The sequence below is a fragment of the Corynebacterium sp. HMSC075F02 genome, assembly GCF_001838335.1.
In the GTDB taxonomy this organism is placed as follows: domain Bacteria; phylum Actinomycetota; class Actinomycetes; order Mycobacteriales; family Mycobacteriaceae; genus Corynebacterium; species Corynebacterium jeikeium_D.
Genome location: NZ_KV836314.1, coordinates 49989 through 72946, shown reverse-complemented (window position 1 = coordinate 72946; position 22958 = coordinate 49989). Strand labels below are relative to the sequence as shown.

Genomic DNA, 22958 nt, shown 5'->3' with positions numbered 1-22958 from the left:
AGGACGTCATTTAACGTGTCGCGCCGCGGATTCCATTCGCTCATCAGCACGGCGCTCACGGGGACCGTACCTGTGGAAATGATAGTTATTTCGCTACAGGCCGTCTTACCCGAAACTCAGGATAACAGTTCTGACTCATTTTCCCCACCCGGTACACCCCCGCGTTTCCGACCCCGAAACCAACAAAGAGGCCGACCCCCGCTGTGGGTTTCGGCCTCTATTTGTGGCATCTTCTGCACAAACTGGACAATATGCTTATTACCTGCGGTTTTAGAGGCGCATTGCAGCCTCTCAGCAGGTCAACAAGTTATTAACGAGCTATTCGTCCTTCATTGGTTGCACATAAGTGAGGTTAGATTGCGACATTCCCCACACTTCTGCACCCAGCGTCACCATCAGCGTGAGTACAACAGTGACGAAGAAAGTCATGTTGTCATAAAACTCAAGATTTCTAATAACAACCAGGACACCGATCAATACGACAATCTTCAACAACCAGCCACCCAGTACAACGGCAAGCGTGACGGACGGCGAAGTTCGAGCAGTAAAGAGGATGCCTAGAACGGTAAGCAATACGAAGCTTCCGCTAATGCCCGCACCAAGGAGTACGCCCCAGACACCGGGCATACCGTTTTTGCCACCCCAGACCAGCAGCGAAAGCACGGTAATCACAGCGAGCGCGATTGCGCCCGAGCGAGCAGCAGCCAGCAGCGGTCGCCGCGAATCGTCGTATTTAGACTCGGGCTCCGGAGTTGTTTTTTCAGTCACGGTCGAAGATTGTACCTTCTGCGTCCACGTCGACGTCTTATAACCTGCCGGACCCCACTTCCACTTCTGGGACGCGCTCCCGTTGAACGGTCGTCGGCAAGCGCATTGCGACGGCGGAGGGTGAAGACAACCGCGATGATAAGCAGGATCCCGAAGGTGAGAGCGACAAATTCAAAGGGGAAAATGGTGGTGGCAACGGCGGCGTACGCGACGACCGACACCCATAGGTAAAGCACTAGCACCACGCGGCGATGACTGTGTCCCATCGACAGGAGGCGGTGGTGAATATGCATTTTGTCGGGTGAGAAGGGTGACTTGCCCTGGCTGACGCGGCGAACGACAGCAAGCAGCAAGTCGAGCATTGGCACGCTAATTGCTGCGATGACGACCACAACCGGCGAGATTAGAGCGATGACGTCAGCGGTGCCGTACATGGAGGGCGCGATGCGTCCCGACGCCGACACCGATGCCGCTGCGAGCAGCAAGCCGATCATCATGGCACCGGAATCGCCCATGAAAATGCGTGCGGGCTCGAAGTTGTGCGGCAAGAAGCCCAGGCAAGCGCCGAGGAGGCACGCGGAAATCATCGCGGGTGGATAGGCAGACACGGTTCCGCCTTGGTCGTGAAGCATGACCATCGAATAGACAAGGATTGCAGCTGCGGCGATCATGCCGAGTCCAGCTGCGAGACCATCGATGCCGTCAACAAAGTTGAAGGCGTTAATCAATGCCACAGTAAATAGGACAGTCAAGACTGTGGACATGATTGGATCGAGAATGAGCGTGGCGCCGCCACTGAACGGGATATAGAGCAGATACCAATTGACGCCCATAAATGACATCAAAAGTGCCGCCGCGACCTGCCCCACCAACTTCGTGAGGGCATCTAAGTCAAAGAGGTCATCCCAAATACCGACGATTAGCAAGAGCGACGCGGCCGCCACAACTGCCCTCATATCTGGAGTCATGGGCGGAAAACCACGGTTGAGAGCCGGCATCACCGAGGCAAGGGCGATAGCTGCGACCACCCCGGAGTACATCGCCACGCCTCCGAGCCTGGGCTTCGGAATATCGTGGACATCGCGCGTGCGGGGCGCATCCAACCAGCCCGAGCGGACCAGCACATAACGCACCACTCCAGTGAGCAAATAACTGACAGCAGCGGAAACTAAAACGAGCATGGCGAGCTCGCGGATGGGCACACCTGCCCCACCCGACTGGGCTGCCAATAAGCTCATGTCCGCCACTAGGTACTACTCACCCACACAATCGCTGCAGATACTAAACAGGAAAAGCCTTAGGTAGACAAGACTACTGCCCCAGCAGTCGCTCGGGCGTAGTACTCAAAACCTCGGCAACCGCCGCTGCTGACACAGCGCCTTCGCGCAGAATCCGCGGCACTGGAGTCGAGATATCGACAATCGTCGATGGGGTGCCAATCGTGGCTTCGCCGCCGTCGACGTAGACAGCCGCTTCCCCACCCAACATCTGCTTGGCACGCACGGCATTGGTGGCCGGTGCCTGGCCGGAGATGTTCGCACTGGACACGGCCATCGGACCGGTGCGGCGCAGAATCTCGATAGCAATTGGGTGCAGCGGCATGCGCAGCATGACCGTACCCGCGGTATCACCAAGGTTCCACGGCAAGCTCGGCGCCTGGTTCACAACCAGCGACAGTCCGCCCGGCCAGAAAGCCTCCACCAGCGTGCGAGCAGCTGGCGAGTATTCGCGGACGAGCCCCTCAATCGTGTTCCAGGAACCCACGAGCACCGGTACCGGCATATCCGGGCCGCGGTGCTTGGCACGCAGCAAGGAGGCAACGGCCTGGTTATCAAAGGCATCGCAGCCAAGGCCGTAGACGGTATCGGTAGGCATAACGACCAGCCGTCCTGCCTTCACTGCATCTACTGCTGCTGCAATTGCGCGTTCGCGGTTTTCATCTGTGCTGCAGTCCATAATCCTGCTCATCAGATTTGTGCTCCTGCTTCAAAGTTTGCTTTTAAGATCAATTTTTGCGTCCCACCGTAAAACGGTCACGGCCCGCAAAGTCACGGTGGACCTCTACATCAGCGTAATCCCAGGTGTCCTTTAGCAGTGAACTGACATCGTCTCCTGAAGAGTCATCGTGCTCGATGCCGATGACTCCACCCGGCCGCACCAGCGCATCCACTAGGTTCATCATAGGTCGAATGACATCTAGCCCATCGTCGCCGCCGAAGACCGCAGAGTGCGGATCAGCTCTCACTTCGGGGTCAACTTCGGTGTCTTCGGGCACATATGGAGGGTTGGACACAACAATGTCGGTCTCGCCTACCCATTCTGCGAGCTCAGCGCCATCATCAATCAGCTGAACATCCGTGACATCGCCAGCAATCAGACGCACACGCCCATCGCCGTACGTCTCGATATTCTTCGCAGCCCACGCCCGTGCCCGCTCAGAGAGCTCCACAGCCACCACGTCCGCTTCGGGTACGGCATCGGCGATCGCCAACGCCAACGCACCGGATCCAGTACACAAGTCAACGATTTTCGGCTTGACGACGCCACTTGCGACCAGTTCACGGGCTCGATCGATTGCCCACTGCGCGAGCAGTTCCGTCTCCGGCCGGGGTACAAAAACACCGGGCCCGACCTGTAGTTCCAGGCTCATCATCGGCGCCGTACCGAGGATGTGCTGCAGTGGCTCACGAGCCACTCTGCGGGCCAGTATCTCGGCCAGATACTTGCGACCGTCCTCATCGGTGTACGGTTCGTCTCCGCGGAAGATAATGTCTGCCGATCCCGCATCGACTGCGGCTGCAAATAGCGCCCGTGCGTCGGCATCCGGAGAAGCCAGCGCCGCGTCGTCAAGCGTGCGACGCGCATAGCGAAACAGCTCGCCGAGAGTACGGACGGAATCCGGTAACGTCGGCGAGCTATTTTCTGCGGGCGTGGGGCTACTCGGCTTCAAGACGCTCAGCGCGCTCCGCGTCGTGGAGGGCCTTGAGCAGGTCATCCATGTCGCCGCCCAGCACCGAGTCCAGGTTGTGAGCCTTGTAACCGATGCGGTGATCGGAAACGCGGTTCTCCGGGAAGTTGTAAGTGCGGATGCGCTCGGAGCGATCCATGTTGCGCACCTGAGACTTACGCTGGTCAGAGGCAGCCTCGGCGATCTCCTCTTCCTTCATCTGCTGCAGTCGAGCAGCAAGGACCTGCATAGCGCGGGCCTTGTTCTGAATCTGCGAGCGTTCCTTCTGACAGGTAACAACGAGACCAGTCGGAAGGTGCGTCAGGCGAACGGCGGAGTCAGTCGTGTTAACACCCTGACCGCCCTTACCGGAGGAGCGGTAGACGTCGACACGCAGATCCTTTTCATCAATCTGGATGTCTTCGACCTCGTCGGGCTCCGGGTAGACCAGCACACCAGCGGCGGACGTTTGAATACGGCCCTGAGATTCGGTAACCGGCACGCGCTGCACGCGGTGGACGCCACCTTCAAACTTGAACACGCTCCACGCACCGTCGCGGGACGGAGTCTTGGCTCGGATGGACATAGTCATGTCCTTCACGCCGCCGAGATCAGACTCGGACAGACCGAGAATCTCGGTGGTAAAGCCGTGCTTTTCTGCATAGCGCTGGTACATGCGAGCGAGCTCACCTGCGAAGAGCGCAGCCTCCTCACCGCCGGCACCGGACTTGAGCTCCATAACGATGTCATCGCTGTCGTGCGGATCGCGCGGAGCCAGCAGGTCGGCGAGCTTCTCCTCGAGTTCCTCTGCCTCGGCAGCGAGACGCTCAGCCTCAGCTGCGAACTCGGAGTCCTCGTATGCCATCTCGCGAGCTGCCTCCAGGTCATCCTGGACCTCAGTCAGCTTCTTGTGAGTCTGAATGACCGGCTGCAGCTCATTGAAGCGCTTGCCGACCTTACGGGCAGCCTTCGGGTCGTTGTGCAGCTCGGGGTCAGCCAGCTGCGCCTCGAGCCCGTGGTATTCGGAGAGGATGTCGTCAACTGCGGAAACCTGATTAGCCATTGAATATTCCTTCAGATTGTGATGGGTGAAATGCTGGTTGGTGCTGTGGTTTGCGGCTAACCCCAGCTAAAGCATGTCGTCCACATCAACGTCGGCGGCCATTGGTGCAGAAGAAGCCACCTGCATCAGGAATTCCTTGTTATTCCGGGTCTTCTTCAGCTGCTTAATCAACAGGTCAATAGCAGCCTGCGACTCCAGCGCGGAGAGGATGCGGCGCAGCTTGTGCATAATGCGAGCCTCCTCCGTGCTGAGCAGTAGCTCATCCTTACGAGTACCCGACGGGTTGACATCCACTGCCGGGAACACGCGGCGCTCGGAGATTTTACGGTCGAGCTTCAGCTCGGCGTTACCGGTGCCCTTGAACTCCTCGAAGATAACAGTGTCGCCTGCGGAACCGGTCTCCACCATCGCGGTGGCGATGATGGTGAGGCTGCCGCCTTCTTCGATGTTTCGGGCAGCACCCAAGAAGCGCTTCGGCGGGTACAGAGCGTTGGAGTCCACACCACCGGAGAGGATTCGTCCCGATGCCGGCGAAGAGTTGTTGTACGCACGGCCAAGGCGGGTAATGGAGTCCAGCAGTACGACGACGTCCTGCCCCTGTTCCACCAGACGCTTTGCACGCTCAATAGCCAACTCGGCCACTGCCGTGTGATCTGACGGCGGGCGGTCGAAGGTAGAAGCAATAACCTCGCCACGGACACTGCGCTGCATGTCGGTGACTTCCTCCGGGCGCTCGTCGACAAGCACGACCATCATGTAGCACTCGGGGTTGTTCGTCGCGATAGCGTTCGCAATGTTCTGCAGGATCGTGGTCTTACCGGCCTTCGGCGGCGAAACGATGAGCGCACGCTGACCCTTACCAATCGGCATAATCAGGTCGATGACGCGAGTGGTGAGAATCTTCTGCTCGGTCTCCAGGCGCAGGCGACGGTTCGGGTACAGCGGGGTGAGCTTAGCGAAGTTCGGCCGCTGCTTTGCCTGCTCCGGATCGATGCCGTTTACAGTTTCGACCTTGACCAGCGGGTTGTACTTGCGGCGATTACGGCCGTTGCCATGAGTGACCTGGCCCGAGCCATTCTCACGCGGCATGCGGACCTGACCAGTGACGGCGTCGCCCTTGCGCAGACCGTATTTACGAACCATTTGCGCGGACACCAGCACATCGTTAGAGCCCGGCAGGTATCCGGACGTGCGCACGAATGCGGTCTTGTTATCTAGCACATCGACGATGCCAGCCACCGGCTGGAGAACGTCATCCTCGCGGATCTCGTCCTGACCGCCGTGTCCCCCACCGTTGTTATCGCGTCCGCGACGGTCGCGGCGATTGCGACGGTTGCGGCGGTTACGGTTGCCACGACCGTCATCGTCATGGTTATTGCGGTCGTTATTGCGATTGTTGTTGCGACCGCGGCGGTTGTTGCGGTTGCCGCGGCCTTCATCGTCGTTGTCTCGATCGTGGTTGTTGCGATCGTTGCGGTTATTACGGTCGTTGCGATCACCGCGGTCATTACGATCATTACGATCGTTGCGATTGTCGTTGCGATCACCGCGGTCGTTGCCGTTATCGGAATCGTCGCGGCTATCGTTGCTGCGATCGTCCTGATTCTCCTGCTCGCGCTGACGAGCACGGTTACGACGATTTCGACGCTGCTGAGAACGGGACATCTCCTCGCGACCATCCGCGTTGGCGTCGTCTCGCTTGTCGTTGCCCTTGTCGCTCTTGTCGGCGCTCTTACTGGAACCCTTATCCGCGCTTTCCGACGGCGATTCCTTGGCATCCTTCGCCTTGGAGCCGGTATCCGCAGCCCCAGCCGCAGCCTTCTTCGCGCGAGATTTCCGAGCTGGAGCGGAACCAGCAGCCGGGGCACCATTCTTAATGGCCTCAATCAGCTCATGCTTGCGCATGGCGGAGATGCCGCGAATGCCCTTGCTGGAAGCGATTTCACGCAGTTCTGCCATTCGGAGGGCCGCAAGATTCTCTGGGCCGCCTGCCGTGGCAGTGGTGTCCGTATCGGTCACGGATGTCCTTTCATCGACCTTCCCTGTAGTCACTCTCTACAGGGGGCTATGTCATTGACACTTTTTCGCTCTTACTGCCCGCCACCGCGTGTGCTCCGTCGTCGAACCTTTACCACGTGCGGAAAAGTAGCCGCAGCTGACGGGAAATTATCGAAAAAGCCAGGCAAAAGACCTCGACGTTGAAACTAAACCGAGGCATCTTGCCTACATTATTTCCGCATCTCAAACCCGAGCGTCCGGGCTGAAGATGGTTAGGAAATTTTAGGTCCACAGCACCGCAAGACTATGTAGTCGCACTACTGATTTATGTGTTTTCAATGTCACGTTGCGCCATCGCGTTGTGTGAACAACTGCGAAGGTCAACGGCATGCGGAGTACATGAAGAAGTACGTATCTATCCGCGTATTGAAAACGACCTATTGACCAAGGATAGTCACCAAATAGTCAGGTAGCAACACTAGTTCTCACCTGCGTTTCGCTAGGTCGCGGGGCTGCGAGTCGGTACTGTAGAGCTCATGCGCAGTACGATGCCTCATATTCCTCTCAGTATCGCTCAGATTGTGGAATACGGTCGCACCATTCACGGTCGGACTCCGGTGACCTCCTGGAACAGTGACGGACCTGAGACCACCACTTTTTCCGCCATCGCCGCGCGCGCTAGTGCGCTGGCACATGCACTTCGCGATGAGCTCGGCATCGACGGTGACCAGCGCATCGCTACCCTGATGTACAACTGCACCGAACACTTCGAGGTCTTCCTCGGCGTCGCCTCCATGGGCGCGGTATTCCAGCCGCTGAACAAGCAGCTCATGCCGGATCAGATTGTGCACATTATCAATCACGCCGATGACCAGGTCATTATCGCAGACCCGACCGAGATTGAGCTGCTCGCCGAGGTTCTTCCGCACTGCCCGCGCGTCCGCGCCGTTATCATTATCGGTATTGGTGATCTGTCGGATGTGGCTGAGCAACTGCCGGCTGGCATCCCGTGGTACTCCTACGAATCACTCATCGACGGACGCCCCAGCCGCTTCGACTGGCCTGAGCTCGACGAAAACTCCGGTGCAGCCATGTGCTATTCGACGGGCACCGAGGGCGCACCTAAAGGTGTCGTCTACAGCCACCGTTCGCTGTACTTGCACAGCCTGAATATGCGCACCACTGACTCCTTTGCCATTTCGCATGGAAACCCGTGGCTTTGCTGTGTGCCCATTTACCACGTCCTGTCCTGGGGCGTGCCGCTGGCCTCCTTCATGTGCGGGGCATCGCTGATCTTCCCCGGCGCGGACCTGTCCGCACCGCGTCTGGCAGAAATCATCGAAACCTCAATGCCGCGCGTAGCTCAGGGCGTGCCGACGCTGTGGATTAACCTCATGGCGCACTACCTCAGCAATCCTCCGAAGCGCATGAGTCTGCAGGAGATTTTCTCGGGCGGTTCCCCTGTCCCACCTGCACTGATTCGGCTATGGGAAGAGCGCTACGGTGTCGATGTCATCCACTTCTGGGGCATGACCGAGACTTCGCCTATCGGTACCGTGGCACGACCTCCGTACGGCGCCTCCGGTGAGGCCCGCGAACGCTACCGTGTCAGCCAAGGGCGTTTCCCGGACATCATGCAGTTCCGCATTGTTGATGACAACGACCGCGTACTCGACCTGCATGACCGCAACCAGGGTGAGCTGCAGGTGCGCGGCAACACGGTCACCGGAGGCTACTACAGTTCTCCGGAGGCTCAAGATGGAGGCACCGCGCACTTCTTCCGCGGTGCGGAGGTCGACGAGGCTAGCGAACAGTTCACCGAGGACGGGTGGCTCCGCACTGGCGATGTCGGCTCGATTACTCACGACGGCTATCTGACTATTCATGACCGTGCTCGCGATGTCATTCGTTCCGGTGGCGAGTGGATCTACTCTGCTCAGCTGGAGAACTTCGTAATGGAAAGCCCACAGGTACTCGAGTGCGCGATTATCGGCATGCCAGATAAGAAGTGGGGTGAGCGACCGCTCGCCATTACGGTGCTGATGCCGGAAGTTGAACCAAGCAAGGAGACCGCTGAAATGCTCCGCGATGAGCTGCGGCCAAAGCTGCCAAAGTGGATGTTGCCGGAGTACTGGGCCTTCGTGGACTCAATCGATAAGACCTCAGTGGGCAAGTTCGACAAGAAAGACCTGCGCTCGCACTTGAGCGCAGGTCAGTACAGCATCGTGAAACTGAAGGGGCCGGGCGAAAAATAGGTGGCAGGCTAAGCCACTGGCTCGGCACCTGGCCGCAGCGGCGGCTTAGCCGTCGACCACGACCTTAACCGGCTCGCCGATTCCCAGCTCCATGACCTTGATGCCAGCCTCGCGGGCATCGTCCAAGATTTTCTCATCCACTGCAGTAGTTCCCAGAACCATACAGGTCGGGCCAGCACCCGAGAGAAATGCTGCGTAGCCACGGTTGCGCAGGCGGTTGACCCACTCTGCGGTCACCGGCAGCACGTCGGAGCGGTACGGCTGGTGCAGGCGATCTCGCGTTCCCTCCCACAGCAGTTCCGGGTGGGACTGCAGCGCTGCGGTCATAACCGCAGTACGAGAGACATTGAAACGAGCGTCGACATGCGAAACATCGCTCGGCAGCACCTGACGAACTGCATTCGTGGAGGCGTGGAATGCCGGTACGAGTGCGGTCGCCTGAATGGACTCATGCACCGGAATGCTCACTGCTCGGTACTGGGGCGCGGTGCGACCATCGACAGGCTTGTCGGTCCAGCTGACCACTGCCCCGCCGAGAACGGATGCGCCAGCGTTATCCGGGTGGCCTTCGAATACCGAGGATTCTTGGATTACCTGGTCATCGGTAAGCGGGAAGCCCGCCAGACCGTTAGCGGCAGCGACACCAGCAACGGCGGCGGCTGCGGAAGAGCCTAGACCGCGCGACTGCGGAATGGTGTTGTGGCAAATAACCTTCAGCCCCGGTGCCTCGACACCTGCGGCGCGAAGGCCCGCGCGAATCGCGCGCAAAACCAGATTAGATTCGTTGCGCGGCAGGTCGACTTCGCCCTCGCCGTGAATTTCAACGACGACACCGGACTCGATGACCTCGACCTCGACGATGTCGTAGAGCGCAACTGCCAACCCCAGGGTGTCGAAGCCCGGGCCCAAGTTCGCTGACGAACCTGCAACCGTGACGGTGACCTTCTGACCCGGGAAAAGCTCCTGTGCCATTTAGATATCCATTCCTTCGATACGAATGACGTTGTTGACGGCCAAAACCGCGTCGTTGGCGCGCAATTCGTCGACCGTTGCTTCCAAATCCTTCTCCAGTGCCTTGTGGGTCACGATGACCAGGCGAGCGCCGTTGGCGCCCTCTTCCTGGCGGACGGTGCGCAGGGAGATGTTGTGATCAGAGAAGGTACGAGCGACATCGGCAAGCACTCCGACACGATCGTCGACGTGCAGGTCGATGTGGTAGCGGGTGCGAACGTCACCGAAGTCGAGAATCGGCAGGTTAGCGTAGGTGGAATCTCCCGGTGCGCGACCACCGTGGACAATGTTGCGAGCAGCTGCAACGAGGTCACCGAGCACTGCGGAGGCGGTCGGATTACCACCAGCGCCGTTGCCGTAGAACATCAGGCGACCAGCGGCCTCGGCCTCAATGAAGACAGCGTTGAAAGACTCACGCACAGTTGCCAGCGGGTGACGACGTGGAATCAGCGCTGGGTACACGCGGGCGGAAATGGACTCCTTGCCATTTTCGTCCGTAACCCGCTCACAGGTAGCCAGCAGCTTAATGGTGCAGTCTGCGCTCTTGGCGGCTGCGATGTCGTCAGCGGTGATCTCGGTAATACCCTCGCAGTGAACATCATCAGCAGTCACGCGGGTGTGGAATGCCAGGCTGGCCAGAATAGCTGCCTTGGAAGCGGCATCGTGGCCCTCGACGTCTGCAGTCGGGTCGGCCTCGGCGTAACCCAGGCGGGTGGCCTCTGCCAGCATCTCGTCGTAGTCCGCACCAGTGGAGTCCATCGCATCAAGGATGAAGTTGGTAGTGCCGTTGACAATACCCATGACCTTATTGACAGTGTCACCGGCCAGCGAACGGCGCAGCGGCCCGACGACCGGGATAGCTGCAGCCACAGCTGCCTCAAAGAACAGGTCGACACCCGAGGAATCGGCAGCCTCAGAGAGCTCCTCGCCGTGAGCGGCGACGAGTGCCTTGTTGGCGGTCACGACCGACTTGCCGGCACGCAGTGCCTCCAGCACAACGCGACGTGGGTAATCAATGCCGCCGATGACCTCGACTACCAGGTCAACGTCATCGCGCTGAACCAGCGAAAAAGCATCATCGGTAAGAAGATCCTGATCCACATTCGGACGCGGCTTGGTCTTGTCGCTCACAGCAATACCAACGACCTCGACCGGGCCGCCGATGCGGCGCTCGAAGTCCTCAGCCTTCTCGTTGAGCAGGCGGTAAACCTCAGTACCGACTGTGCCAAGACCTAAAATAGCGACACCAACTTTGTGGCCCTCGCCCTTTCCAGGATTATTCGTTGCGGCAGTCATCGTGGCGTTTCACACTCCAGGCTTAGTAAGTCTTGTACGGTTTCTCGTCTTAATATTTGGGTCACTTGACCATCGCATACCGACACTACTGGTGGTCGCGTCAGCATGTTGTAGCGGCTGGCCATTGCGTAACAGTATGCCCCAGTAGCAGCGAGCGCGAACAGATCACCCTCGACAATGTCGTTCGGGTAGTTCGCATCGTTAATCAGAATGTCTCCCGATTCACAGTGCTTTCCGACGACGCGGGTGGGAATCCTGGAACCGGACACCTCGCGATTAACAACGCGACCATCATAGTTCGAGCCGTAAAGCGCCGGACGAATATTGTCGCTCATGCCGCCATCGACCGATACGTAACGACGGGTCATGCCGTCATCGATGGTCACATCCTTCAAAGTGCCCACTTCGTACACCGTGACCATGGACGGGCCAACGATGGCACGACCTGGTTCAACAGCCACTGCCGGAGTCGCAATGCCGATATGCTGCGCAAGCTTGTCCACAGCAGTGAGGATCTCGTCGGCAAGCGGAGCAACGTCGAGGGGCTGCTCGCCTGCGGTGTAGGCGATTCCGAAACCGCCACCGAGGTCGAGGGTGTTGAAGTGTTCCGAGATTTCAGTGCCGTGACGTTCGACCAGCTTTTCCACCAGTGAGAACACGCGCTCGGCGGCGAGAATGAAACCGTCGGAATCGACAATCTGGGAGCCGATGTGGCAGTGCAGACCAACTAGGCGCAGATTGTCGTCCTCTTCTACGAGGTTGGCAGCTTCCAGCGCCGAACCGGACGCGAGGGAAAAGCCGAACTTTTGATCTTCATGCGCAGTAGCAATGAACTCGTGGGTGTGCGCTTCCACACCGGGCTTCACGCGAACGAGCACGTCCTGCACCACGCCTGCTTCAGCCGCTACCTCGGACAGGCGACGTAGCTCCGAACGGGAGTCAAGCACAATCTTGCCCACGCCGGCGGAGATAGCATCACGCAGCTCAGCGGTGGACTTGTTGTTGCCGTGGAAGGTCATGTCCTTGGCTGGGAATCCCGCAGCCAGAGCGATAGCCATCTCGTTGCCCGAGGCGACATCTAGATGCAGCCCCTCCTCCATTACCCAGCGGGCGATGGTCTTCGACAGGAAAGCCTTGGATGCGTAGTGGACATTCTCCGCGCCGCGGAAGGCCTTGGCCATCGAGCGGCAGCGGGAGCGGAAGTCCTGCTCATCGACGACAAAAACCGGAGTGCCAAATTCCTTGGCAATGTCGACCAGGCTCACGCCGCCAATTTCCACCGAGCCGGGGTTATCTTCGTCATCGCCCCGACGACGGGCGGTAGTTGGCCAGACATGCGCTGGTAGTTCATTAAATTGGGTGGAATCGGGTCGAGTGTAGCCACCCAGTTCGAAACCATTGCCGTCGATAGGCACGAAACAGCTCTCTTTCTCCGTTACCCGGGCGGAGCAACGGGGTGTAGTTTTACGGGCGCGTTCGACTACATGCGCTCAGGTGCGGTAACACCGAGCAGCTGCAGAGCATTGGCCAGCGTCTGGCGGGTAGCCTCAGCCAGGCCGAGACGAGCACGGTGTAGCTCAGATACCTCTTCGTCTGCCTTTGGCAGAATCTGGCAGGTGTCGTAGAAGCGGTGGAAGACACCGGCGAGCTGCTCAGAGTAACGGGCAATGCGGTGTGGTTCCCGCAGGTCAGCAGCAGACTTGATGATGGCCGGGAACTCACCGATAGTGCGGATGAGCTCACCTTCACGGTCCTCTACCAGCAGGGAGAAGTCAGCGCCTTCGCTGGTCACACCGGCCTCTTCGGCACGGCGGCCGATTGAGCACAAACGAGCGTGGCCGTACTGGACGTAGTAGACCGGGTTGTCGCTGGACTGCGAAGCCCACAGCCCCAGGTCGATATCCAGGCTGGAGTCCACAGAGGAACGGATTAGCGAGTAGCGAGCAGCATCGACGCCGATTGCCTCAACCAGGTCGTCCAAGGTGACCACTGTGCCCGCACGCTTCGACATCCGGACAGCCTTGCCGTCGCGAAGCAAGTTGACCATCTGACCGATGAGCACCTCGACGCCATCGGCGTTGTAGCCGAGCGCTGCAGCGGCCGCGCGCAGACGCGCGATGTAGCCGTGGTGATCGGCACCCAGCATGTAGATGCACAGGTTGTGGCCGCGGTCGAACTTGTTCTTAACGTATGCGATGTCACCTGCGATGTAGGCTGCGTCGCCGTCGGACTTGATGACCACGCGGTCCTTGTCGTCACCGTAATCGGTGGACTTCAGCCACCATGCGCCGTCAGCTTCGTAGAGCTTGCCGTTTTCCTTCAGGGAATTGACAGCTGCTTCTACCTGACCGGACTCGAACAGCGAGTTTTCGTGGAAGTAAACGTCGAAATCGGTGCCGAACTCGTGCAGAGACTTCTTGATGTGCTCGAACATCATGTCCACGCCGATGGCGCGGAAGTGCTCCTGGACCTCTTCCTCAGAGCCCTCGAGTGCCTGCGGGTTCTTCTCCAGCACAGCAGCGGCGATGTCCTGGATGTACTCTCCGCCGTAGCCATCTTCCGGAGTCGGCTCGTTGCGAGCGGCTGCAACCAAGGAGTCGGAGAAGCGGTCAATCTGGCGACCGTGGTCATTGAAGTAGTACTCGCGAGTGACCTTGGCACCGGTGGCGGACAGGACACGACCGAGAGCGTCACCGACTGCTGCCCAGCGAGTACCGCCCAGGTGGATCGGCCCGGTCGGATTCGCGGAGACGAACTCCAGGTTCACGTCGAGGTTGGAGTTGAAGTCGGCATGACCCCACTTCTCCCCCGCTGCCAGGACGTCCTCGACGATCTTGCCCTGGGCATCGGAGGCCAGGCGGATGTTAATAAAGCCCGGGCCTGCGATGGTTGCTTCATCGATGCCCTCAGAAGCGCCGAGCGCTGTGGCAATTTCAGTTGCCAAGTCACGCGGCACCATGCCGACGCGCTTGCCCAGCTGCATGGCGATATTGGTTGCATAGTCGCCGTGCTCAGGGTTACGCGGACGCTCGACGGTCGGGTTTTCCGGCACGATAGAGACATCGGCATCGTGGGCAGTCAAAACCTCGACGGTGACTTTTCGGACTAGTACAGCAAGATCAGCAGGATTCACGATTGCCTATCCTATTAGGTCAATCGCAGTCGTGGAAACATCAGCCACCAAAAGATTGATTTGAGGGGTATCTGCAGGCCACCGCGTCCGGCTGTCCTACACCGCTTTCACGGTCCAGCCGAATTCAGGTTGAGAACAGATTTAATCCGGGGCTAGGCGTAGCATTCAGGTAGGAAATTATTGCCTTACCCCTCAACCCTTTTTGGAGCGACCGTGAAAGTAGCACTTTTCGCGACCTGCATCGGGGACATGATGTTTCCAGATGCAGTGAGTGCGACCGCCAGAGTTCTCACGCGCCTAGGATGCGATGTGGTCTTTCCACCACAACAAACCTGCTGCGGCCAAATGCACGTCAACACCGGGTACCAAAAGGAAGTCCTTCCTCAGCTGGACACCTACGCTGATGCTTTTGCAGATTCCTCGATTGACTACGTTGTCGCCCCGTCCGGTTCCTGCGCCGGCGCCGTTCGCCACCAGCATCCGATGATCGCGGGCCGCTACGGTACCCGTGCCCAAGTCCACGCGGCACAGGCCTGCGCGAACAAGACGCTGGATCTCTCCGAGTTCATCACCGATGTCGCTGGCGTGACTGACGTCGGTGCTTACTTCCCCCACTCAGTGACCTACCACTCCACCTGCCACAGCTTGCGGGTACTCAAGGTGGGCGACCGTCCGTGGCGGCTGCTCAGCGCAGTCGATGGAATCGATCTGCGCGAGCTGCCCGGCGCGGCGGAGTGCTGCGGTTTTGGCGGCACCTTCTCGGTGAAGAATGCGGAGACCTCCGCTGCAATGGTTGCCGACAAGACAGCCAATATCCGCGCTACGGAAGCGGAGTTCGTCACCGCTGGCGATGCTTCCTGCTTGCTCAATATCGGTGGCGCGTTGCGTCGCCAGGACTCTGGCGTGCACGCCATCCATATGGCCGAGATTCTGGCCTCCACCAAGGAGACCCCGTTTGATGTGCACAACCGCCAAGAGGCTTCCCTGCGAGGTGAACAGTAATGGTCGCAATTAACGTCGGCATGCCAGCCCTTCCTCCCCGCGCGCCGCACAACGTCGGGCATCTGCGCGGTACGCGCGGGTTCACGGCCGCAGCGCACGAGGAACTCAAGAACACTCGCATGCGCGAAAATGTCGGTCATGCCACGCGTTCGATTCGTCAGAAGCGCGCGCATGTCGTAGCCGAGAAGAATGACTGGGAGCAGCTGCGGCTCGCGGGCAGCCACATCAAGCGCGATGTTATGGCGCGTCTGCCGGAACTGCTGGAGCAGTTTGAAGAGTCAGTTACGAACGCCGGCGGTCACGTCCACTGGGCGCGCGATGCCGCCGAGGCAAACCGCATCATCACGGACTTGGTGAAAGAGACCGGCGAAGAAAAGGTCGTCAAGATTAAGTCGATGGCCACACAGGAAATCGGCTTGAACGAAGCACTTGCCGACGCCGGCATCACCGCCCGCGAAACCGACCTGGCGGAACTCATCGTTCAGCTTGCCGACGACATGCCGAGCCACATCCTGGTTCCTGCTATCCACCGCAATCGCGAGGATATCCGCGAGATCTTCCTCAATGGAATCCCAGGAGTCGACCCGGACCTGAAAGCCAATCCGGCCGATCTCGCCGAGGCATCCCGTAAGTTCCTGCGCGAGCAGTTTATGGAGGCCAAGGTTGCGATTTCCGGCGCCAACTTCGGTGTAGCCGAAACCGGCACGGTAGCCGTCGTCGAATCTGAGGGCAACGGCCGTATGTGTCTCACACTGCCGGAAACACTGATTTCGGTGATGGGTATTGAGAAGCTGCTTCCCACCTTCCAGGATCTGGAAGTCTTCTTGCAGCTACTGCCACGGTCGTCGACAGGCGAGCGTATGAATCCCTACACCTCTCTGTGGACGGGAACGACTGACGGCGACGGCCCGAAGAATTTCCACATTGTGTTGCTGGACAATGGGCGCTCGGCCACTCTTGCAGATCCGATTGGGCGTGAAGCGCTGAAGTGCATTCGCTGCTCGGCATGCCTGAATATCTGCCCTGTTTATGAACACGTGGGCGGGCACGCTTACGGTTCGGTCTACCCGGGCCCGATTGGTGCGATTTTGTCCCCGCAGCTCACTGGCATGGATTCCTACGATGATCCGAATGCTTCGCTGCCCTATGCGTCTTCGCTGTGCGGGGCTTGCTTTGAGGTCTGCCCGGTGCGAATTGACATCCCTGCGGCACTGCTGGAGCTGCGCCACCGTAAGGTCACGGAACACCGCCCGCCGGTGGAGGGCAAGCTGTTTGCCACGCTCGGGTTCATCATGGGCAATCAGAAGCTCTGGAATATGAGCGCAAAGATGGCCTCCCTCGCCCGCGTGCTGGGCCTCAAGGACGGCGAAATTCACGCCCTGCCGCTGTTCCTCAGCGGTTGGTCCGATGTGCGTGACACGCCGGTGCCGCCGCAGAAGCCCTTCCGCTCCGTGTGGGGTTCGGAGGATCTCTCCGCTCAGTTGGCGCGTGAATCGGCGCATCAGGTACCGACCAAGATCAATGGCCAAAGCGAAAAGGAGTCCTAGCGATGACCAACTCTGGCGCCAAAAACGACATTCTCGGCCGCATCCGCAACGCGCAGAAGATTGCCTTTGAGGGCCGCGATTTAGCCTCTGACGTGGGCATTATCACCGGCGAGCCCGGCGCGCACTTCTCCGTTCCACGCGACTATGAACGAAGCTCGGAGCTGCCCCACAAGGACATCGTTTCGCTTGCCGACGAACGCATCGCCGATTACAAAGCCGATGTGCGCCGTTGTGGCAGCTCGGCAACTGAAATCAATGACGCAGTGAAGAAGGCTATTGCGGATGTTGGGGCCTCGCTGATTGGTATCCCCGAGGGCTTGGACCGCGACTGGGTTGCGGGGCTTGGCTCTGGCGAGACTGCTGAAGGGGCGACCGAAATCCGCGTCGATACCGGTTTCAACGCCCGCGAACTGGACGAACTCGATGCCATTGTCACCAGCTCTGCGGTTACCTGCGCGGAGACCGGCACCATTTTCCTGGACGGCTCCGCTACCTCCGGGCGCCGAGCCCTGACCTTGGTGCCGGATAAGCATATTTGTGTCGTCCCAGCAGAAACGATTGTCTCTGGCATTCCGGAGGCCATTTCCCGCCTGCGAGAGGTTGACCCCACGGCTCCAATCACTATGATTTCCGGGCCTTCTGCGACCTCGGATATCGAGCTTTCCCGCGTCGAAGGTGTCCACGGCCCGCGCACCTTGATTGTGATTATTGCTGGGTAGGGGCGAATACTCCCTGTTATCGCCCTGGCCAGTACCTTTTGACTGACACGAATAGCATCACCGCTACCGCCACGATTGTCACCGCAGCGGTAGCGCCAACATGGTGCCGCGGCACATTTGATGCAACTACCAGCACAATAACCAGCGCAAGGACTGCAGCCCAACCTTGTCGCGCCCTTTTATCCCATTTGAAGGCATTGTCCTCCCAGTCCGGGTCAAAGACCCCTTCCCTATTGCGGTAATCAAAAACGAACTGAACCGCGATTAGTAGCAACACACCGGGAAAAATCCACTTAGTTGTCAATCCCGCCCATGCAATGACTCCGATTAAGAACCCGAAAATGGCAGCATAGATAACTGCTTGTCCCCATACTGCACTAGGGCTTTTGGGTCTTTTCAGCGCAACTTCGGTTTCCGTCATAGATTCCAGGCTAAACCTCAAATCGAAGCTCCACAGCGGTTTCAACCAAACCTCGGAATATTGACATGACAACAATGCGTTATGGAAAATGAAACAACCTAGCTAAAGGAGCCTTCCATGAGCGCAATCATTCAAAAGTTCTCAGTAGCCGACAACCCACAGCTCCCCGGCATGGATCCCTTCCTGTTCGCGGTCCACCATTACGACCTATACCCGCAGGCCAAGGGCACAACCATGACACCAGATGCCTCGCTGCTCGGCCGTAATATCGGCATGGACTTTTCCGGCAAGGACGGCTGGTCCATGTACCACGGCACAACCGTCCCCGGCTTCCCCTCCCACCCACACCGCGGCTTTGAAACTATCTCGATTGTCGAGGAAGGTTACGTCGACCACACCGACTCCGAAGGTGCACAGGCTCGTTACGGCGACGGCGACACGCAGTGGCTGACCACCGGCGCAGGCACTGCGCATGCTGAAATGTTCCCGCTTCTGCATAACGACGGCCCCAATCCTCACCACATGTTTCAGATTTGGCTGAACCTGCCGCCCGAAGGCAAGGAGGCAAAGCCGCACTTCCAGATGTTCTGGGCAGAAGACACTCCGCATGTCACCGGCACTGATGACAATGGCCACGGCTACGACGTAAAGGTCATCGCGGGCGCATTCGGCGATACTCAGCCGCTTGCTCCGCCACCGGAATCCTGGGCCGCTGCACCAGATTCCGATGTAGCCGTGTGGGTGCTGCGCCTGCAGCCGGGCGCACAGCTAACGTTGCCACCAACCAATTATGCCGAGACAATTCGGACTCTCTACTCTCTACGCGGCAGCCTCACTATCGAGGGCGAAACGCTTGAGCAAGAGGGCGCAGTGCTACGCTCAACCGAGACACTGGACATTTCTGCAGGTGACGAAGGGGCCTTCGCACTCATTCTCCAAGGCCGACCGATTGGCGCTCCCGTGTATCAGCATGGCCCGTTTGTCGCGAATAGCCGCGAAGAGCTCGTTGAGGCATTCGATGCCTACCAGCGTGGCGAGTTCGGCGCATGGCGGTTTGATTCCAACGATCCGGTTGCCCCCTTTGAAGAGGGGCGCTTTGCCCGCTATCCGGACGGTACGGTTCGCCGCCCGGTCAATTAACCGGGATCTCCGACGGGCTGCACATGTGAAACTGTGTGAGTTTATGACACTTTCAGGCCATTTTTCGGGCGATTTTTGTCATAAACGCAGTCAGTAACTCGGATTGGCCCGCTTCCGCCAGGTACACCCGAAACAAAAATCCCTCAAGCAACCAGGCGAATCTAATCGAACCTAACCGCTTAAGGGATAAGACGTGCCCCCGAGAGGAGTCGAACCTCCGACCTTCGGTACCGGAAACCGGCGCTCTATCCACTGAGCTACGGGGGCGTGTGGCACAAGCACAACAAGTGCAACGAGAAAAGATGTTACCACTTGGCTGGGGCGATTAGCGAAATGCCCCGCACCCCAGCCAAATCCGCACTATGCGGCCTCAGAAACCTGGTCTTCCTCAATAGGACACACCACAGGAACGCCTCCATCATTAAGCACGCGGGCTCGAATTCCATAGACGCGGGCCAAAAGATCCGGTGTGAGAACGTCAGCAGGACTCCCCTGGGCAACCACGTGGCCGTCGTGAAGCATGACAAGCTCATCGCAGTAGCGGGCTGCGAGATTGAGATCGTGGATTGCCACGAGCGCCAAGGAGCTCCGTGAGGCGACTTCCGCGCGGACGAGCTGTAGGAGTTCCACCTGGTGGCGCAGGTCGAGGGCGGAGGTGGGTTCGTCGAGAAGCATGACCTCGGGATCGCGGACAAACATCTGCGCGACGGCGACGAGCTGACGCTGACCGCCGGAGAGCTCGCCGACGAAGCGGTCGGCAAGGTGCTCAATACCAACCTTCCGGAGAACCGCCGCAGTATGCTCAATCTCGGAGCCGCGCACGCGCAGACGCCCGGCGCGCCGGCCAGAGACCAGTACCGATTCGAATGCGGTCAGCGAGGCACTTGCTGGCAAATCCTGGGGCACGTAGCCGACGACATCGCGCAGTTCGGAGCCGATGACCCGCTCAGTGTCACGGGTCAGCACAATCTCCCCGGACATGGGCTTTCGAATCCCCGCCAGGGTGGTCATCAGTGTGGACTTACCCGCAGCGTTTGGCCCGAGCAAACCCGTCACCGTACCCGGCTTCAGCGTGCGCATCGACGCCCCGCGCAGCACCTTCCGCTTGCCATAGCCTGCAGCTACTTCGTTGACATCGAGAAATACGCCCATTAGTTCCACACCGTCCTCTTACGCAGGAAAACCAAACCGACAAAGAATGGGACACCGACGATTGCGGTAATGATGCCAATCGGCACTGCCACACCCGGCACCACCGTGATGGATACCGCATGAGCTGCCGCAAGCAGCGCCGCACCTGCTGCCATCGATGCCGGGGCAAAGAAGCGCTGTTCTTCACCGACCAGCATGCGCGCAATGTGTGGGCCGACCAGTCCGATGAAGCCGATGATGCCGGCAAAGGCCACTGCGGTTGCCGCCAGCAGCGAGGCTACAATCAGCGTCGCAATGCGCAGCCTATCCACATTGATGCCCACGGCTTTTGCGCGGGCATCGCCAAGCCGCAACACCGTCAGCGCCCACGCATAGCGAATGGTGAACGGAATGGCGATCAGCAGCGCCGCCGCAATAATGCCGTTGGCCACCCAGTTCGCGCGCTGTAGCGAGCCCATCGTCCAGAACACAATCTGCTGGAGCGCCTCGGTAGTCGCGCGGTATTGCAACAGCGCCAACAGCGCTTGGAATAGAAACACCAGACCAATACCCAGCAGAATCATCGATTCCTTACCCGAGCCGCGCCATACCGACGCCGCCGCCACAATCGCCACCGCGATGACGGATGATACCCAGGCCACGGCCGCCAGGTTGAACTGCGCATGCGGAATAATCACCCAGCCCAGCACAATCGATGCCGCCCCACCGAACGCCGCTGCAGCCGAAATACCGAGGGTAAACGGCTCCGCCAGTGGGTTGTCGAGGATTGTCTGCATCTGTGCACCGGCAAGCGACAGCGCTGCACCAATCAGCACTGCCATCACTGATGCAGGAAGGCGCAGCTTCCACAGCACCGTACGAGTGGTTTCATCAACGTCATTCGGGCTCACGATACCCCGCACGACATCCCCCACACTCAGTGACATCGGCCCCACGATCGTCGCTACTACAAACGCGCACACGGCCAGCCCCACCAGCACCGCAATAACGGCAATCTTCCGGGCGGAGCGTCGTCGGTACTGTCGCGCAGAGTCGTAGGTCGTGCTTGACGACGGACACTCGTGCTGTTCGGTGGCGGGCTGCGACTCTTGACCTCCACTGCCGTTGGTGGAGGTGGACTCGCGGGGTTCGTCGTCAAGCCCTGACGCGGGAGCGTGCAGATTGGTGTAAGTCATCGGATTCCTTCTTCGATGGTGGAAGATGGGTTACTTGGTCGGCTCCAGCGCGGTGAAGAAGGTGCCGCTGAGTTCGAAGGGCAGGTAGTCCTTGTGGAACTTGGCGAAGTCAGCGACCGGGTCGAGGTCAGCGAACTCCTCTGGGTGAATCCACTTGGCGAATTGCTCGAGCGCGAAGACGTTGTACGGCGAGTCGTAGAACTGGTGGAAGGCGGCGTACAGATCACCCTTCTTCGGCGCGGTCAGGGTGTCAAAACCCGGAGTCTTCAGCAGGCCTTCCAGAGTGCGCTGTGCGGTCTCTGGGGTGGCGGTGTAGCCGAGTTCGACGTGTGGCAGCACTTCCGGCTTCTTCGGATCGAGCGCCCAAGAACCACCGGTGGCGATGATCTTCTCCGGCTGGACGGACAGGACCTTCTCTGCGGTCACGTCGCCCGATTCGGTGTCGAGGAGGCTGTCTCCGAGGTTCTCACCGCCGGCTGCTGTGACAAGGTCACCGAGGTTGGACTTGTTGACGGTCGAGCAGCAATCCTTGAGGCCGGCTGCTCGCCAGACGAAGGTCTTTGGCTTGTCTTCGAGCTTGGCGGCACGTTCGGTGATCTCGTTGACGCGCTTTGTGTAGAAGTCGGTGAACTTCTTGGCATTGTCCTGCTCATCGACGATCTGGCCGAGGAGCTCGACGGACTTGGCGGTATTCTCCAGGGGCTTTTGCCGGAAGTCGGTGAATACGTACTTCAGACCTGCCTGATCGAGCTTGGTGAGGAAACCGGACTGCTCCGCGGCCTTCTTGTGGTCAAGGGTCATGACGACCACGTCTGGGTCGTGGGAGATGAGGTTTTCAACTGTGACATCGCCCTTGGCGATATTGCCGATGGTCGGCATGTCTTTCAGCTCGGGGTTCGTCTCGAAAAGCTTGGTTTCAAACGACGGCGCGCCCGAATGCAAATCGCTGCCCATGGCGACAACGTGGTCACCCGGGTTTTCGTGGTCAAGCATCGCGGTGACAAACATGGCGCGGCCTTCACCGAGCACGACTCGTTCTGGCTGCTTGTCGAAGGTCACAGTGCGACCTGCGACATCAGTGACAGTGAGTTCTCCTTTGTTGTCGGCAGCCTCGTTCGACTCTGCGTCCGCACCGCATGCTGTAGCGACGAAGCTCAGCGCTGCACACCCGATTGCGGCCAGAGTTTTGGTCTTTGGCGCGGTTTTAGCCTTGGCGAAAATATTGACTCTCATGCGTTTCAGTTTCTGCCTTGTTTATTTCTGCGTAGTTTTTGGTACTTAGGGTGCACAAAGAGAAGTGAGCACTCACCCCTTTGCTTTAGGCACGCCTT

At 59.1% G+C, this 22958-nt stretch carries 19 protein-coding genes and 1 tRNA gene; 5 read left to right on the top strand and 15 right to left on the bottom strand.

Features of this window, described 5'->3' with window-relative positions; genetic code table 11:
* Positions 1–318 precede the first annotated feature (318 nt).
* The 6 genes from HMPREF2920_RS07980 to rho all read right to left on the bottom strand — a co-directional run bounded on the left by HMPREF2920_RS07980 (position 319) and on the right by rho (position 6797).
* Positions 319–768, bottom strand: coding sequence for a Cg1360 family ATP-synthase-associated protein (locus tag HMPREF2920_RS07980; protein WP_005509564.1), 450 nt, complete (start codon positions 766–768; stop codon positions 319–321).
* The gene (locus tag HMPREF2920_RS07975; protein ID WP_224783720.1) at positions 765–1997 is read right to left on the bottom strand and encodes a glycosyltransferase family 4 protein; all 1233 of its coding nucleotides are present in this window, start codon (positions 1995–1997) and stop codon (positions 765–767) included. Before HMPREF2920_RS07975 ends, HMPREF2920_RS07980 begins: the two co-directional genes overlap by 4 nt.
* Positions 1998–2079: 82 nt before the next feature.
* Positions 2080–2736 (bottom strand): L-threonylcarbamoyladenylate synthase, encoded by a 657-nt coding sequence (locus HMPREF2920_RS07970; protein WP_005509411.1) that lies wholly within the window; start codon positions 2734–2736, stop codon positions 2080–2082.
* Positions 2737–2773: 37 nt separating this feature from the next.
* The gene (gene prmC, locus HMPREF2920_RS07965) at positions 2774–3718 is read right to left on the bottom strand and encodes a peptide chain release factor N(5)-glutamine methyltransferase (RefSeq protein ID WP_049172049.1); all 945 of its coding nucleotides are present in this window, start codon (positions 3716–3718) and stop codon (positions 2774–2776) included.
* Positions 3705–4778, bottom strand: a complete 1074-nt coding sequence (prfA, locus tag HMPREF2920_RS07960; RefSeq protein ID WP_005509382.1) for a peptide chain release factor 1 — start codon at positions 4776–4778, stop codon at positions 3705–3707. Before prfA ends, prmC begins: the two co-directional genes overlap by 14 nt.
* Before the next feature lie 66 nt (positions 4779–4844).
* Positions 4845–6797: a transcription termination factor Rho gene (rho, locus tag HMPREF2920_RS07955; RefSeq protein ID WP_049172046.1), complete on the bottom strand. Its 1953-nt coding sequence runs from the start codon at positions 6795–6797 to the stop codon at positions 4845–4847.
* A 515-nt stretch (positions 6798–7312) separates the two neighbouring features.
* On the opposite strand from rho, the gene HMPREF2920_RS07950 reads away from it, so the two are divergent.
* Positions 7313–9031: a long-chain fatty-acid--CoA ligase gene (locus tag HMPREF2920_RS07950; RefSeq protein ID WP_070601561.1), complete on the top strand. Its 1719-nt coding sequence runs from the start codon at positions 7313–7315 to the stop codon at positions 9029–9031.
* A gap of 45 nt (positions 9032–9076) precedes the next feature.
* Here HMPREF2920_RS07950 and thrB read toward each other — a convergent pair whose 3' ends face one another.
* The 4 genes from thrB to argS form a co-directional block, all read right to left on the bottom strand.
* Positions 9077–10003: a homoserine kinase gene (gene thrB, locus HMPREF2920_RS07945; protein ID WP_049190091.1), complete on the bottom strand. Its 927-nt coding sequence runs from the start codon at positions 10001–10003 to the stop codon at positions 9077–9079.
* A complete protein-coding gene (locus HMPREF2920_RS07940; protein ID WP_016422448.1) occupies positions 10004–11338 on the bottom strand; it encodes a homoserine dehydrogenase in 1335 nt (444 codons plus the stop codon). It lies immediately after the preceding gene.
* On the bottom strand, positions 11335–12753 hold the full coding sequence (lysA, locus tag HMPREF2920_RS07935) for a diaminopimelate decarboxylase (RefSeq protein ID WP_070549675.1): 1419 nt from the start codon (positions 12751–12753) through the stop codon (positions 11335–11337). Before lysA ends, HMPREF2920_RS07940 begins: the two co-directional genes overlap by 4 nt.
* A gap of 65 nt (positions 12754–12818) precedes the next feature.
* Positions 12819–14471 carry an arginine--tRNA ligase gene (argS, locus tag HMPREF2920_RS07930; protein ID WP_049172039.1) on the bottom strand — a complete coding sequence of 551 codons (1653 nt, stop codon included), beginning with the start codon at positions 14469–14471 and terminating at the stop codon, positions 12819–12821.
* Between the two features lie 213 nt (positions 14472–14684).
* Between argS and HMPREF2920_RS07925 the strand changes: the two genes are divergently transcribed.
* The 3 genes from HMPREF2920_RS07925 to HMPREF2920_RS07915 are packed head-to-tail and all read left to right on the top strand — an operon-like array spanning position 14685 to position 17739.
* A complete protein-coding gene (locus tag HMPREF2920_RS07925; protein WP_042388597.1) occupies positions 14685–15473 on the top strand; it encodes a (Fe-S)-binding protein in 789 nt (262 codons plus the stop codon).
* Positions 15473–17020, top strand: coding sequence for a LutB/LldF family L-lactate oxidation iron-sulfur protein (locus HMPREF2920_RS07920; protein ID WP_049172036.1), 1548 nt, complete (start codon positions 15473–15475; stop codon positions 17018–17020). Before HMPREF2920_RS07925 ends, HMPREF2920_RS07920 begins: the two co-directional genes overlap by 1 nt.
* Before the next feature lie 2 nt (positions 17021–17022).
* Positions 17023–17739, top strand: coding sequence for a LutC/YkgG family protein (locus HMPREF2920_RS07915; protein ID WP_016422443.1), 717 nt, complete (start codon positions 17023–17025; stop codon positions 17737–17739).
* Between the two features lie 16 nt (positions 17740–17755).
* Here HMPREF2920_RS07915 and HMPREF2920_RS07910 read toward each other — a convergent pair whose 3' ends face one another.
* Positions 17756–18160 carry a hypothetical protein gene (locus HMPREF2920_RS07910; protein ID WP_016422442.1) on the bottom strand — a complete coding sequence of 135 codons (405 nt, stop codon included), beginning with the start codon at positions 18158–18160 and terminating at the stop codon, positions 17756–17758.
* 117 nt (positions 18161–18277) lie between these two features.
* Between HMPREF2920_RS07910 and HMPREF2920_RS07905 the strand changes: the two genes are divergently transcribed.
* Positions 18278–19300 carry a pirin family protein gene (locus tag HMPREF2920_RS07905; RefSeq protein WP_070566854.1) on the top strand — a complete coding sequence of 341 codons (1023 nt, stop codon included), beginning with the start codon at positions 18278–18280 and terminating at the stop codon, positions 19298–19300.
* A gap of 194 nt (positions 19301–19494) precedes the next feature.
* On the opposite strand, the gene HMPREF2920_RS07900 is transcribed toward HMPREF2920_RS07905, so the two are convergent.
* From HMPREF2920_RS07900 to HMPREF2920_RS07885, 4 genes are all read right to left on the bottom strand, one after another.
* Positions 19495–19567, bottom strand: a tRNA-Arg gene (locus HMPREF2920_RS07900).
* A gap of 93 nt (positions 19568–19660) precedes the next feature.
* Positions 19661–20452, bottom strand: a complete 792-nt coding sequence (locus HMPREF2920_RS07895) for an ABC transporter ATP-binding protein (RefSeq protein WP_070549632.1) — start codon at positions 20450–20452, stop codon at positions 19661–19663.
* Entirely contained in the window at positions 20452–21627 is a 1176-nt protein-coding gene (locus HMPREF2920_RS07890) for a FecCD family ABC transporter permease (protein WP_070549631.1), read from the bottom strand. The genes HMPREF2920_RS07895 and HMPREF2920_RS07890 overlap by 1 nt, the downstream gene beginning before the upstream one ends.
* A 30-nt stretch (positions 21628–21657) precedes the next feature.
* Positions 21658–22860 carry an ABC transporter substrate-binding protein gene (locus HMPREF2920_RS07885; protein ID WP_038628435.1) on the bottom strand — a complete coding sequence of 401 codons (1203 nt, stop codon included), beginning with the start codon at positions 22858–22860 and terminating at the stop codon, positions 21658–21660.
* Positions 22861–22958 lie beyond the last annotated feature (98 nt).